11 protein-coding genes are annotated in these 13,770 nt (G+C 71.2%); 10 read left to right on the top strand and 1 reads right to left on the bottom strand.

The window, feature by feature from the left end; translation table 11 throughout:
• Positions 1-15 precede the first annotated feature (15 nt).
• Together AV521_RS23100 and AV521_RS23095 are read left to right on the top strand one after the other, a co-directional pair.
• Positions 16-399 (top strand): hypothetical protein, encoded by a 384-nt coding sequence (locus AV521_RS23100; protein WP_143658638.1) that lies wholly within the window; start codon positions 16-18, stop codon positions 397-399.
• Positions 396-1,082 (top strand): peptidase inhibitor family I36 protein, encoded by a 687-nt coding sequence (locus tag AV521_RS23095; RefSeq protein ID WP_079249364.1) that lies wholly within the window; start codon positions 396-398, stop codon positions 1,080-1,082. The genes AV521_RS23100 and AV521_RS23095 overlap by 4 nt, the downstream gene beginning before the upstream one ends.
• A gap of 111 nt (positions 1,083-1,193) precedes the next feature.
• Here the strand turns inward: AV521_RS23095 and AV521_RS23090 are convergent, their stop codons facing one another.
• Positions 1,194-2,942: a dolichyl-phosphate-mannose--protein mannosyltransferase gene (locus AV521_RS23090; RefSeq protein ID WP_076090395.1), complete on the bottom strand. Its 1,749-nt coding sequence runs from the start codon at positions 2,940-2,942 to the stop codon at positions 1,194-1,196.
• 144 nt (positions 2,943-3,086) lie between these two features.
• Between AV521_RS23090 and rsmI the strand changes: the two genes are divergently transcribed.
• The 8 genes from rsmI (at position 3,087) to AV521_RS23050 (ending at position 13,745) form a co-directional block, all read left to right on the top strand.
• Positions 3,087-3,935, top strand: coding sequence for a 16S rRNA (cytidine(1402)-2'-O)-methyltransferase (gene rsmI / locus AV521_RS23085; protein ID WP_076090394.1), 849 nt, complete (start codon positions 3,087-3,089; stop codon positions 3,933-3,935).
• Between the two features lie 380 nt (positions 3,936-4,315).
• Positions 4,316-4,735, top strand: a complete 420-nt coding sequence (locus tag AV521_RS23080; RefSeq protein ID WP_076090393.1) for a hypothetical protein — start codon at positions 4,316-4,318, stop codon at positions 4,733-4,735.
• Between the two features lie 47 nt (positions 4,736-4,782).
• Positions 4,783-5,679: a TatD family hydrolase gene (locus tag AV521_RS23075; protein ID WP_076090392.1), complete on the top strand. Its 897-nt coding sequence runs from the start codon at positions 4,783-4,785 to the stop codon at positions 5,677-5,679.
• 136 nt (positions 5,680-5,815) lie between these two features.
• Positions 5,816-7,309, top strand: a complete 1,494-nt coding sequence (locus AV521_RS23070) for a resuscitation-promoting factor (protein WP_079249363.1) — start codon at positions 5,816-5,818, stop codon at positions 7,307-7,309.
• Positions 7,310-7,459: 150 nt separating this feature from the next.
• A complete protein-coding gene (gene rsmA / locus AV521_RS23065; RefSeq protein ID WP_256725654.1) occupies positions 7,460-8,437 on the top strand; it encodes a 16S rRNA (adenine(1518)-N(6)/adenine(1519)-N(6))-dimethyltransferase RsmA in 978 nt (325 codons plus the stop codon).
• On the top strand, positions 8,434-9,327 hold the full coding sequence (locus AV521_RS23060) for a 4-(cytidine 5'-diphospho)-2-C-methyl-D-erythritol kinase (RefSeq protein WP_076090391.1): 894 nt from the start codon (positions 8,434-8,436) through the stop codon (positions 9,325-9,327). Before rsmA ends, AV521_RS23060 begins: the two co-directional genes overlap by 4 nt.
• A gap of 243 nt (positions 9,328-9,570) precedes the next feature.
• Positions 9,571-11,379, top strand: a complete 1,809-nt coding sequence (locus AV521_RS23055) for an ABC-F family ATP-binding cassette domain-containing protein (RefSeq protein WP_076090390.1) — start codon at positions 9,571-9,573, stop codon at positions 11,377-11,379.
• Positions 11,380-11,963: 584 nt separating this feature from the next.
• Positions 11,964-13,745: a PQQ-binding-like beta-propeller repeat protein gene (locus tag AV521_RS23050; protein ID WP_076090389.1), complete on the top strand. Its 1,782-nt coding sequence runs from the start codon at positions 11,964-11,966 to the stop codon at positions 13,743-13,745.
• Positions 13,746-13,770 lie beyond the last annotated feature (25 nt).

Genomic DNA, 13,770 nt, shown 5'->3' with positions numbered 1-13,770 from the left:
CTTCCCTCAGTCGTGTTGGCCACGCTCATCCTGCTGACGGGGTGCAGTACGGAGCCGTCGGCGAAGAGTGATCCGCGGCCGTCCGACGGCCCGCCGACCATCAGCGCGTCCCCGGCAGGTGCAGGCCGCGACCTGGCGGCGCGCTACCGAAAGGCCGGCGGAGACGCCGATGTGTACGGACTCGCGCACACGAAGAACCGGAAAGGCGTGCTGGTCCTGACCGTGTGGACCCGCAAAAGGTCCGGCTACGGCGGCGGCTTCGACACCTTCGACAAGACGCTGGCGTCCTTCCTGACCAGGGAGGGTGTCAGCCTCGCTCAGGGCTATGTGCTGAACGTGTACGGCCCTGACGGGACCAGACTGCATCACTTCGACACGACCGTGGAGAACAACTCTTGATACGCAGAACCCTTGCCTCCGCCCTCGTGACCGTGGCCTCCGCCGGCGCCGTCCTTGTGGGGACCGGTCCGCGGGCGCTCGCGGCTGAACCCGGCGTGGAGCCTTCGGTCACCGCGAGCCAGGATCCGACGCCGTCGGCAGAGCCATCGACGAGCCCGGTGAATCCGGTGATCGCCGACTACGACGGGCGGAAGATCAACCTCGCCGAGTCCTGGGAAGGCGCCAACGTCTGCACGGAGCTTCCCAACGGGGAGGTCCACTGCTATGACACGACCGAGGAGTCCCTGGCGGACCCGGACCTTCCCGCCAAGGTCCGGCAGGAATCTCTCAAGGCGTCCACGCTCCGGGCTTCTGACCCGCGTGACCACTGTGCCGCCGACTACTGGTGCCTGTACCAGGACGCCAACTACCAGGGCCGGCGACTCCAGTTCTCCAGCAGCGGCAAGAAGAACCTCGGCGACTACGGGTTCCGTGACAAGCTCAGCTCGGTCTACTACTGGGTGGGCCGCTGGACGATCAACTACGGGTACGCGAAGATCTGGGATTCCCGTTCGGGGCTGCTGCACGACCGGCAGCGGGACCTTCTCCCGCCGCACGGCTGGGCCAATTTCAAGAACATGGCCTACCCCGGCGGCGGCAACTGGAACGACAAGGTCGACGTATTCGAGGTCAAGCGATCCTGATAATGGCGGACCCGGTGGGCCGTCCGAGAGGGACCGACGACGACCACTGATGACCAACAACGACCGTGAGGACGTGGCAGCCGGCCGCGCCCTCACGGCGTGTACGCCCAGCTACACCCACGTGTCCAGCCACATCCGCGACCGCCACTGGTCGATCGGGATCGCCGTGCCCGTGTACAGGGGCCAGAAATAGATGAAGTTCCAGGCGATCAGCAGCACCAGTACACCCGCGGACGAGGCGCCGACCACCCGGCGGGTGTCGGAGGCGCCCGCGGGGCCGACGATCGCACCGATCATCATCGCCACCGCCAGACACAGGAACGGCAGGAAGACGACGGCGTAGAACAGGAAGATCGTGCGCTCCTGGTACATGAACCAGGGCAGGTAACCGGCCGCGATCCCGCACGCGATGGCGCCGGCGCGCCAGTCGCGGCGGAACGCCCATCGCCACAGCACGTACAGGATCGCGAGGCAGGCCGCCCACCACAGCAACGGGGTTCCGATCGCCAGCACCTCGCGGGCGCACTTCTGGCCGGCGTTCGAAGGACAGCCGTCGACGCCGGGGTTCGGCGACTCGTAGAAGTACGACACCGGGCGGCCCAGCACGATCCAGCTCCACGGGTTGGACTGGTACGTGTGCGGTTGCGTGAGCCCGATGTGGAACTTGTAGACCTCGTGCTCGTAGTGCCACAGACTGCGCAGCCAGTCCGGCAGGAAGGTCCAGCTGCCGCCCTTGCCGTCGGTGGCCGCCCAGTTGCGGTAGTAGCCGCCGGTGCCGTCCGCGGGAGAGAGGATCCAGCCGGTCCAGGAGGCCAGGTAGACGGCGATCGCCACCGGGACCGTCGCGAGGAAGGCGAGGCCCGTGTCGTACTTCAGGGCCGCCGCGTACGGGCGCAGGGCGCCGGCCGTCCTGCGGGTGCCGACGTCCCACAGCACCGCCATCACACAGAACGCGGCCAGGATGTACAGGCCGTTCCACTTCGTGCCGATGGCCAGGCCCAGCATCAGCCCGGCCGCCCAGCGCCAGGGGCGCAGGCCGAAGCGGAACGTGTCGGCCACGCCCGCGTCCGGGCGGACCCGGCCGTCGGGGTCGGCGGGCAGCGCCGCGGCCAGTCTCTCCCGGGCGCGGTCCCGGTCGACGACCAGGCAGCCGAACGCGGCCAGTACGAAGAACATCAGCACGCCGTCGAGCAGCGAGGTCCGGCTCATCACGAAGTGCAGGCCGTCCACCGCCATCAGCGCGCCCGCGAGGCAGCCGAGGAACGTCGAGCGGAACATCCGGCGCCCGATCCGGCACAGGAGCAGCACGGACAGCGTGCCCAGCAGGGCCGTCATGAACCGCCAGCCGAACGGGTCGAACCCGAAGATCAGCTCGCCGAGCCCGATGACGTACTTGCCGACCGGCGGATGCACCACGTACGCCGCGTCCGTCGGGATCGAGAGATGGCCGTGCGTCCGCAGCACCAGGTCGTTGGCGTTCTTGTCCCAGTTGACCTCGAAACCGCGGTGGACGAGCGCCCAGGCGTCCTTGGCGTAGTACGTCTCGTCGAATATCACCGCGCGCGGACTGCCCAGGTTCCAGAACCGCGTCAGGCCCGCCATCAGCGTCACCAGCAGCGGACCGCCCCAGCCCGACCAGCGGGTGATCCGCTCGGCGAGGACCGGCGACACGCCGAGCGCCTGCCACAGCCGGGGGCTCGGCCCGGCATACGGGGGTACCAGCCGGTCGCGTACGTCGCCCGAGGGGGCGTCCTCGGCCGGTGCGTAGCCGAATCGGCGCAGCCGCCGCTGCCACGACGGCCGCTGGTCGTGCGGCGCCTGGCCCTGCCGGAGGTCCATGGAGGACGCGGTACTGGTCACCGCGCCATCGTAGGGAACCGTTCTGTGCGAGTCCCGTGCATGTGCGGTACCGGTCGGGATGCGGCCGTTTTCCCGGCCGCCGGGGCCGGCCGGGCCGCCGCGGGCGACGGCCGGGCTGTCAGTGGTCCCTGCGAGGATGGAGGCGTGACTGGAACCCTTGTCCTGGCAGGTACCCCCATCGGCGACATCGCGGACGCGCCGCCCCGGCTGGCCGAGGAGCTGGCCGGCGCCGACGTGGTCGCCGCCGAGGACACCCGGCGGCTGCGCCGGCTCACCCAGGCCCTCGGCGTCACGCCCAAGGGCCGCGTGGTGTCGTACTTCGAGGGCAACGAATCCGCGCGCACACCGGAGCTGGTCGAGGAACTGCTCGGCGGCGCGCGCGTGCTGCTCGTCACCGACGCGGGGATGCCGTCCGTGTCCGACCCGGGCTACCGGCTGGTCGCGGCCGCCGTCGAGAAGGACATCAAGGTAACCGCCGTGCCTGGACCGTCCGCCGTGCTCACCGCGCTCGCCCTGTCCGGGCTGCCCGTCGACCGGTTCTGCTTCGAGGGCTTCCTGCCGCGCAAGGCGGGCGAGCGGCTGTCCCGGCTGCGGGAGGTCGCGGACGAGCGGCGCACGCTCGTGTACTTCGAGGCCCCGCACCGGCTCGACGACACCCTCGCGGCGATGGCCGAGGTCTTCGGCGCGGAGCGGCGGGCCGCCGTATGCCGCGAGCTGACCAAGACATACGAGGAGGTACGACGCGGTCCGCTGGCCGAGCTGGCGAGATGGGCCACGGAGGGCGTGCGCGGGGAGATCACCGTCGTGGTCGAGGGGGCACCTGAGGCCGGGCCGGAGGAGCTGGACGCGGCGGAACTGGTGCGCCGGGTGCGGGTGCGGGAGGAGGCCGGGGAGAGACGTAAGGAGGCGATCGCGGCGGTGGCGGTGGAGGCGGGGATTCCGAAGCGGGTCGTGTTCGACGCCGTGGTTGCAGCGAAGCGTGCCGGTGAGTGACGGGGGTTTGTTCGCCCAACGGCTCGGCGGCGTGCGTCGTTCGGCGACCGCGGGTCTGTGGGGCATGTTCGCGCAGTTCCCCGCGCCCCTTCGGGCGTTGCCCCCGACCGGCATTCATACCCCCTCTGAGCAGGGCTGTTCTCGGGTGAGCAGATGGGCCATGGGAGGGCAAAGGGCTGTCGCCGATGGCAAAGGGAAACGAGGCCGAGCGGGGCGGTTTCGGCAAGGAAGGCTCAAATCGACTCCAACACTCGACAGCCCTGCTGCGTTCGCCCTGGTGAAGGCGTCCACTGGTTGAAGGGACGCACCCGTCCCTCGCCCCAGGGATTCCGGGGGGAATCCCATGCGGGGTGCTTGTCCAGCGGACAAGAGGAGCTGGCATGAGTGAGATCGCAGGGCAGACCGGCCTCCGTGGCACGCCCACAGCCGTTGTTCACGAGTCGTATTCCTTCGCCTGCATGAGGTGCGGGCACGGCTGGGAGCAGTCGTACGAGATAGAGCACCACACGGACGCCGACGGGCAGGAGTTTGTGCTGTACGTGGCCGACGGCCGGGTCGTGCCGTCGCCGCTGAGCCGGCCCAGCTGCCACAACTGCGACGGCCATGTCGTACGAATCATGCGCGCGGGGCAGGTCTCGTCGGTGTGCGGTGACGAGCACCGGCACCACAGTGTGCCGCAGGCGGGACCGGTCGAGGCGCCGCAGGTCCCGGTGCGGCCGGTGCAGTCGGCGCAGGCCAAGGAGCCGCACCACTGGCACCTGTCCGATCTCCTGCACGCGTTCCACCGCAAGGCCGGCTGAGCGGATCGCCGTCCGCCGAGGGCGTGCCCCTTTCGTAGGATCGGGGCATGCCTTCGAACGCCGGCCAGAACACCAAGGGCGACAAGAACGCCGCGCCGCCGCTTCCGCCGCCGCTGCGGGTTCCGGTCGCCGACTCGCACACCCACCTGGACATGCAGTCCGGCACGGTCGAGGAAGGCCTCGCGAAGGCCGCGTCGGTCGGGGTGACGACGGTCGTCCAGGTCGGCTGCGACATCAAGGGCTCCCGCTGGGCCGCCGAGACCGCGGCCGCGTACGACGCCGTCCACGCCGCCGTCGCCCTCCACCCCAACGAGGCCCCGCGCATCGTCCACGGCGACCCCGACGGCTGGTCGCGGCAGGGCGCCCGCGAGCCGGGCGGTGACGCCGCGCTGGACGAGGCCCTCGCCGAGATCGACCGGCTCGCCGCACTGCCCCAGGTGAAGGGCGTCGGCGAGACGGGGCTGGACTACTTCCGCACCGGTCCGCAGGGCAAGGCCGCCCAGGAGCGGTCCTTCCGCGCCCATATGGAGATCGCCAAGCGGCACGGCAAGGCACTCGTCATCCACGACCGCGACGCGCACGCCGACGTCCTGCGCGTCCTGAAGGAGGAGGGCGCCCCCGAGCGCACCGTCTTCCACTGCTACTCCGGCGACGCCGAGATGGCGGAGATCTGCGCACGCGAGGGCTACTTCATGTCCTTCGCGGGCAACGTCACCTTCAAGAACGCCCAGAATCTGCGGGTCGCCCTCGCCGTCGCCCCGCTGGAGCTGGTGCTCGTGGAGACCGACGCGCCCTTCCTGACCCCGGCGCCGTACCGTGGCCGGCCCAACGCGCCCTACCTCGTCCCGGTCACGGTCCGTGCGATGGCCGCCGTGCGCGGCATCGACGAGGACGCGCTGGCCACGGCCCTCGCCGACAACACCGCCCGCGCCTTCGGCTACTGAGCCCCTGTTCGAGTACTGGGCGCGCACGCTCGACGGGCAACAGTACGCAGTCGCGTCGCTTTGGAGAGTCACCATCGCTCCGCTAGGTTCTGGGGGCCCGATCCTGACCCCTCTGGCACCTCTGGAGCGTGTCGGCGTGAGCAAGTCGCAGTACGAGACGTTCGAGGCACACGAGCCGTACCAGTCGTATGCGCCATACGGGCCGTACAGGTCGTACGAGTCGTATGAGCCGTTCCCGTCGTACGGCCCCGAAGCCTCCGTGCACACCGCGGAGACCCAGCCGCACGGGCTGTACGAGGACACCTACCGGCCCGCCTACGAGGCGCAGGCCTACTTCGTCACCGAGCCGGCGCTGCCCCGGCAGGCCGGGCGTCCTGGAGCCCCGAGCGTGCCGGGGGCGCGCAGCGCGCCGGACGCCGGGAGTGCGCTGGACGCGGGGGGCGCGCTGCACGGGGAGAGGGCGTTCGGCGCCGGGGGGCCTGCCGGAGTGAGCGGGCGGGCCGCGCGTCGGCGCAGGGCGCGCTGCGCCGAGCGCCCGGAGTCCGCCGTGCGCCGCCTGCTTCCGCAGGCGCTGGTCGTGGCCTTCCTCGCGGGCGGCACCACCGCGTTCGTCGCCAAGGACAAGGCGATCGAGCTGACGGTCGACGGCAAACCGCGCACCCTGCACACCTTCGCCGACGACGTGAGCGAGCTGCTGACAGAGGAGGGTGTGAGCACAGGGGCGCACGACATGATCGCGCCCGCCCCAGGCGCGGCGCTCACCAGCGGAGACGCGGTCGCCGTGCGCTACGGGCGCCCCGTCCGGCTCACCCTGGACGGCAGGCAGCGCGAGGTGTGGACCACGGCGCACACCGTGGCGGGAGCGCTGAACGAACTGGGAGTGCGCGCGGAGGGCGCGTACCTGTCCGTCTCGCGCTCCCAACGCATCGGACGCGCCGGGCTCGCGCTCGACGTGCGCACCGAACGCGACGTCACGATCATGGCCGACGGCCGCAGCCGGAGCATCCGCACCAACGCGGCCACCGTCCGTGAGGCCCTGGCGGAGGCCGGGGTCGGCCTGCACGGCGAGGACACCACCTCCGTCCCGCCCGACAGCTTCCCGCGCGACGGGCAGACGGTGACCGTGCTGCGGGTCAGCGGCAGCCGGGAGGTCCGCGAGGAGCAGATCCCGTTCGACGTCCAGCGCACCGACGACCCGACCCTCTTCAAGGGCACCGAGGTCGTCGCGCAGGCCGGGGAGCCCGGCCTGCGGCGTGACACCTATCTGCTGCGTATCGTGAACGGGGTCCGGGAGAAGCCGCGCCGGGAGAACTCCCAGGTGGTGCGCAAACCGCGCAAACAGATTGTGAAGGTGGGCACCAAGCCGCTGCCGCAGTCCGTGTCCGGCGCCGACGATCTGAACTGGCGCGGCCTCGCCACCTGTGAGTCCGGGGGCCGCCCGGACGCGGTCGACCCCTCCGGCACGTTCGGCGGGCTGTACCAGTTCGACACGGGCACCTGGCACAGCCTCGGCGGCAGCGGCCGCCCCCAGGACGCCCCGGCGGAGGAACAGACCTTCCGCGCGAAGAAGCTGTACACACGGCGGGGGGCGACGCCCTGGCCGTCCTGCGGGGCGCGGCTGCACGGTTGACAGGGGCGCGGGGGCTGCCCGTCGAGCCGCGGTCCGTCGCCGGGTGGGGCGCGTGGTGGCTGGGCGCTCCCAGGGAGCTGCGGTGCCGTCGGCTGCACAGCGCCGGGAACCCTGGCAACCCGGTCGGGCGGCCCCCCGTACCCTTGTCCCGTGAGCAGCCCCACCCCCGACGCCCTTCTCGGCCCCGCCGACATCCGTGAGCTCGCGGCAGCGCTCGGTGTCCGCCCCACCAAGCAGCGCGGCCAGAACTTCGTGATCGACGCCAACACGGTCCGCCGTATCGTCCGCACCGCGGAGGTCCGCCCCGACGACGTGGTCGTCGAGGTCGGCCCGGGGCTCGGTTCCCTCACGCTCGCGCTGCTGGAGGTCGCCGACCGGGTCACCGCCGTCGAGATCGACGACGTACTCGCCGGTGCCCTCCCCGCGACCATCGGGGCGCGCATGCCGGCGCGCGCCGACCGGTTCGCGCTGGTCCACTCCGACGCGATGCACGTCGCCGAACTGCCCGGCCCCCCGCCGACGGCGCTGGTGGCGAACCTCCCGTACAACGTCGCCGTACCGGTGCTGCTGCACATGCTCGACACCTTCCCGAGCATCGAGCGCACCCTGGTCATGGTGCAGTCCGAGGTCGCCGACCGGCTGGCCGCCGCGCCCGGTTCGAAGGTGTACGGCGTGCCGTCCGTGAAGGCCAACTGGTACGCCGAGGTGAAGCGGGCCGGGGCGATCGGCCGCAATGTCTTCTGGCCCGCGCCGAACGTCGACAGCGGGCTGGTCTCCCTCGTCCGGCGGACCGAGCCGATCAAGACGACGGCCTCCAGGCGGGAGGTCTTCGCGGTCGTCGACGCCGCCTTCGCACAGCGCCGGAAGACCCTGCGGGCGGCACTGGCCGGCTGGGCCGGGTCCGCCGCTGCCGCCGAGGCCGCCCTGATCGCGGCCGGTGTCTCTCCGCAGGCCCGCGGGGAGTCGCTGACGGTGGAGGAGTTCGCCCGGATCGCCGAGCACAAGAACGCGCTGACCACCAGGAACGACCGGATCACCGAAGACGACGCCAGGATCACCGAACACGACGGCCGGATCACCGAGGACACGGACGTACGGGTCACCGATCACGAGGAGAGCGGCAAGTGAGCGTCACGGCACGGGTGCCGGCCAAGGTCAACGTCCAGCTCGCGGTCGGCGCCGCGCGCCCCGACGGGTTCCACGACCTCGCCAACGTCTTCCTCGCGGTCGGCCTGTACGACGAGGTCACCGTCACCCCGGCGGACGAACTGCGCGTCACCTGCGCGGGCCCGGACGCCGCCCAGGTCCCCCTGGACCGCTCCAACCTCGCCGCGCGCGCCGCGATCGCGCTGGCCGCGCGCCGGGGCATCGAACCGGCCGTGCACATCCACATCGCCAAGGACATCCCGGTCGCCGGCGGCATGGCGGGCGGCAGCGCGGACGGCGCGGGCGCGCTGCTCGCCTGCAACACGCTGTGGAACGCCGGTGCCTCCCGTGCCGAACTCCTCGCCCTCTGCGCCGAGTTGGGCAGCGATGTGCCGTTCAGTCTGGTGGGCGGCGCAGCGCTCGGCGTCGGACGCGGGGAGCGGCTGACGGTGCTGGAGACCGGCGGCACCTTCCACTGGGTGTTCGCGATGGCCGAGCGGGGGCTGTCGACGCCTGCGGTCTTCCGTGAGTTCGACCGGCTGGCCGAGGGGCGGGAGATCCCCGAGCCGGTGGCCTCTGCGGACCTGCTGGCGGCGCTGGCCAAGGGCGACCCGGACGCGCTGGCGGCGGCCGTCTCCAACGATCTTCAGCCTGCGGCCCTGTCCCTGTTCCCGGAGCTGGCCGACACGCTGGCGGCCGGGCGCGGGGCGGGTGCCCTCGCCACGCTGGTCTCGGGGTCCGGTCCCACGACCGCGTTCCTCACACGCGACAACGAGTCGGCCGAGAAGGTGGCGGGCGCGCTGCGGGCGTCCGGCACGTGCAGGTCGGTGCGGACGGCGGCGGGGCCGGTGGCGGGGGCGACGGTGCTCTGAGGGCAGGGCTCGGAGGTTGTCGAGGGCCGTCGGGCCGATGCCGATGAGGTACGGCTTGTCGACTTCGAACCGATCGCGTCGGGTGTCATGTGATGCGTACGCCTAGGCGCACTTCGGGGCGCATGTCATCACAAAGGGTGACATCTCCCTCGCGCCCCGCACTCACCCACGCAGGCCCTACGCTAGAAGGCTGACCCACGCGGCGGAGCCGCATATCGATACAGCCCCGCGCACAGGAGTGAAATGGCCGTCAACCTGGTCAATGTCGAGAACGTCAGCAAGGTGTACGGCACCCGTGCCCTGCTCGACGGCGTCTCGCTCGGTGTGTCCGAAGGGGACCGGATCGGGGTCGTCGGACGCAACGGCGACGGCAAGACCACCCTCATCCGGATGCTGGCCAAGCTGGAGGAGGCCGACACCGGGCGTGTCACGCACTCCGGCGGGCTGCGGATCGGCGTGCTCACGCAGCACGACTCCCTCGACCCCGCCGCCACCGTCCGGCACGAGGTCATCGGCGACATGGCCGACCACGAGTGGGCCGGAAACGCCAAGGTCAGGGACGTACTGACCGGGCTGTTCGGCGGGCTCGACCTGCCGGGCTTCCCGAAGGGGCTCGACACCGTCATCGGACCGCTGTCCGGCGGCGAGCGGCGCCGGATCGCGCTCGCCAAGCTGCTCATCGAGGAACAGGACCTCCTCGTCCTCGACGAGCCCACCAACCACCTCGACGTCGAGGGCATCGCCTGGCTCGCCCGGCATCTGCAGAACCGCCGCTCGGCGCTGGTGTGCGTGACCCACGACCGGTGGTTCCTCGACCAGGTCTGCACCCGCATGTGGGACGTGCAGCGCGGCGACGTGTACGAGTACGAGGGCGGTTACTCGGACTATGTCTTCGCGCGTGCCGAGCGTGAGCGGATCGCCGCCACCGAGGAGGTCAAGCGGCAGAACCTGATCAGGAAGGAGCTGGCCTGGCTGCGCCGCGGGGCGCCCGCGCGCACCTCCAAGCCGCGCTTCCGGGTCGAGGCCGCCAATGAGCTGATCGCGGACGTGCCGCCGCCCCGGGACAGCTCCGAGCTGATGAAGTTCGCCTCCTCGCGGCTCGGCAAGACCGTCTTCGACCTTGAGGACATCACCGTCCAGGCCGGGCCGAAGGTGCTGCTCAAGCACGTCACCTGGCAGCTCGGGCCCGGCGACCGGATCGGTCTGGTCGGCGTGAACGGCGCCGGCAAGACCTCGCTGCTGCGGGCCATGGCCGCGGCCGCCCGCAGCGAGGGCGAGGAGCAGCCGGCCGGCGGGCGCATCGCTGTCGGCAGGACCGTCAAGCTCGCCTACCTCTCCCAGGAGGTCGCCGAACTCGACCCCACCTGGCGGGTCCTGGAGGCGGTGCAGCAGGTGCGCGAGCGCGTCGACCTCGGCAAGGGGCGCGAGATGACCGCCGGGCAGCTGTGCGAGACGTTCGGCTTCAACAAGGAGAAGCAGTGGACGCCGGTCGGCGACCTGTCCGGTGGTGAGCGTCGGCGCCTGCAGCTCCTGCGCCTCCTCATGGACGAGCCCAACGTCCTCTTCCTCGACGAGCCCACCAACGACCTCGACATCGAGACCCTCACCCAGCTTGAGGACGTCCTCGACGGCTGGCCCGGCTCGATGATCGTCATCTCCCACGACCGCTTCTTCGTCGAGCGCACCACGGACCGGGTCTTCGCCCTCCTCGGCGACGGCACCCTGCGGATGCTGCCGCGCGGCATCGACGAGTACCTGGAGCGGCGCCGGCGCATGGAGGAGGCGGTCGCCGCGCAGGCCGCCGCCGCGGCACCCAAGCCGGCCACCCCGGAGAAGAGCGCCGCCGACCAGCGCGCCGCCAAGAAGGAACTCCAGAAGATCGAGCGGCAGTTGGACAAGATCTCCGAGAAGGAGACCAAGCTGCACGCCCAGATCGCCGAGAACGCCACCGACTTCGCGAAGGTCGCCGACCTGGACGCCCAGCTGCGCGACCTCGCCGGCGAGCGCGAGGAACTGGAACTGCGCTGGCTGGAACTGGCGGAGGACGCGTAGCGCGACCGGGGCACGAGAGCACGGGAGAGGGAGCGGGCGCCGTAGTGAGTGGTGTGTGCCGGTGGGGAGTTACAGGCATGCGCGCCGCTGAATACGGCGCTTGAGCGGGGGCGCACGCCGTCAAGTGCAGCGCTCGGGCGAGGCCGCGCGCTGGCCGGTGCGGCGCTTGGTCCGGGTGTGCGCGCTGTCTGGCACGGCGCTCCACGCAGGTGGACGCGCTGTGCGTGGTGGGCGCTCGACACCCGCGCGCTCCTCGTAGCGCGGCGCGCGCAACCCGCGCCCGTGCCCCCTGGCGTGAATCAGCCACCGCCCGCCCGCTCTTCGCGGTCCCGCCCACCGTCGCGCCGGTGTCCTCCCCCGGCGCGCGATGCTGTTGCGTGCGCTGCGTGAAGGGGGCGTGAAGGCGCGTAACGACGGCATCACGGGCCGGTCGTCCCTTGGGAACAGCGACGGATCCGAGCCCGTGTGCTGTCAGTACCGGGTGATAGAAAGGGCCGTCTGAGAACTGTCTGAGTAACGACCAAGGGTCCGTCAAGAACCTAAGGGCGTGGCTAAAAATCAGTGAACGAGGGGGAAGAGCGCTGATGACTCAGCCGCCCAATCAACCGCCGCACGGCGGTTTCGGAGCGCCACAGGAGAGACCGCCGCAGGACCAGCCGCCACAGGGCGGCGGCTTCGGCGCCCCGCAACCACCACCGGCCCAGGGCGGATTCGGCGCTTCGCAGGGCACCCCGAGCACGCCTGGCACTCCGGGTGCTCCCGGCGTCCCTCCCACACCCCCGCCCCCGGCTCAGCCGCCCCGGCCCGGCTACGGGTACCCCCAGCAGCCGGGCCCGTACGGCACCCCGGGCCCCTACGGATATCCGCAGCAGCCGGGTCCCTACGGCGCGGCGCCCCAGCCCGGTTTCGGCCAGCCGCAGCAGCCGCCGTACCCGGGGGCGCCCGCCGCCGGGCCCGACAGGAAGAAGACGGCGCTGATCATCGGTGCGGCGGTGGCCGCGCTGCTCGTCATCGGCGGCACGGTGTACGCGGTCACGAGCGGCGGAGACGATCCCGAGAAGAAGCCGGTCGCCCAGCAGAGCGACGACCCCAAGCACTCCGCCACCGCCGCGCCGAGCGCGTCCGGCGGCGGTGACGACCCGGAGAACCTCAACGAGGGCCGGCGGGCCGGCGAGGCGAAGGTGCTCTGGTACAAGTCGGCGCCGGACGCCCCGGGTTCGGGCGCCGACGCGCCCGGCATGTGGATCACCGGCAAGGCGGCGGTGAAGGCGGCGTACAAGCAGGTCTTCGCCTACGGCGTAGGCGACGGAAAGCCCGTGTGGGACCCGGTCTCCTTCCCGCAGAAGATCTGCGCGGTCACCCCGCAGAAGTCGGCCGACGACAAGGTCGTCGTGGCGTACATGAGCGGTGTCGGCGACAACGCCAAGTGCAACCAGCTGCAGCAGATCGACCTGGCCACCGGCCACAAGGGCTGGACCACCGAGGTCGCCGACGGCGGGCTGTTCGACAGCGCGCTCAACATCGAGCTGACCGTGAGCAACAAGACGCTGATGGTGGGGCGTTCGGAGTCGGGCACGGCGTACGACATCGACAGCGGCAAGAAGCTGTACGACAAGCAGAAGTACGGCGCGGCCTGCTTCCCGACCGCGTACGCGGGCGGCACCGACCGGCTGATCCAGGTGTCCTCCTGCGGTGCGGGCGGCAGCAACGCGCACGACGAGCTCCAGGAACTGGACCCGGCCACCGGCAAGGTGCGCTGGACCCAGCAGGTCAAGAAGGGCTGGCAGGTCACCCGGACGTTCTCCGTCGACCCGCTGGTGGTCTATCTGACCAACCAGGACAAGAAGGCCTGGAACATCTCGGCGTTCACCAAGGACGGCAAGTTCCGTTCGGAGGTCAAGGTCGACGGGAAGTTCGCCCCTCGCTGCGGCTGGGCGGTCCTCGAGCGGGACCTGCAGGGCTGCCAGGGCGTCGCCGCGGACGCCGACACGCTGTATCTGCCGACGGACACCACCAGCAGCGCCAACGAGATCGTCGCGATCAGTCTGGCCGACGGCAAGGAACGGTGGCGGGTCAAGTCCCCGGCCGACGAGCCGATGTACCCGATGCAGGTCCAGGGCGGCAAGCTCGTCGCGTATGTGCAGCCGTCGTACGACGCGGGTGGCCAGGTGGTGTCGATCCCGGTCACCGGCTCCTCCCACACGACCACCAAGCTGCTGCAGAACCCGCAGGGCACGGCCCAGATCGAGAACACCTTCTACGACGGTGTCGTGGACTGGGCCGACGGGCGGTTCTTCATCTCCGTCGGCCGGCTGACCGGCAGCGACCAGTCGAAGCAGAAGCTGATCATGGCCTTCGGCAACTGAGCCCACCGAGCCGCCGTCCCGGCTT

Source organism: Streptomyces sp. IMTB 2501 (genome assembly GCF_001953885.1).
Lineage (GTDB): Bacteria > Actinomycetota > Actinomycetes > Streptomycetales > Streptomycetaceae > Streptomyces.
The sequence above is the reverse complement of the archived record's forward strand: the minus strand, read 5'-3'. Positions and strand labels throughout refer to the sequence as shown.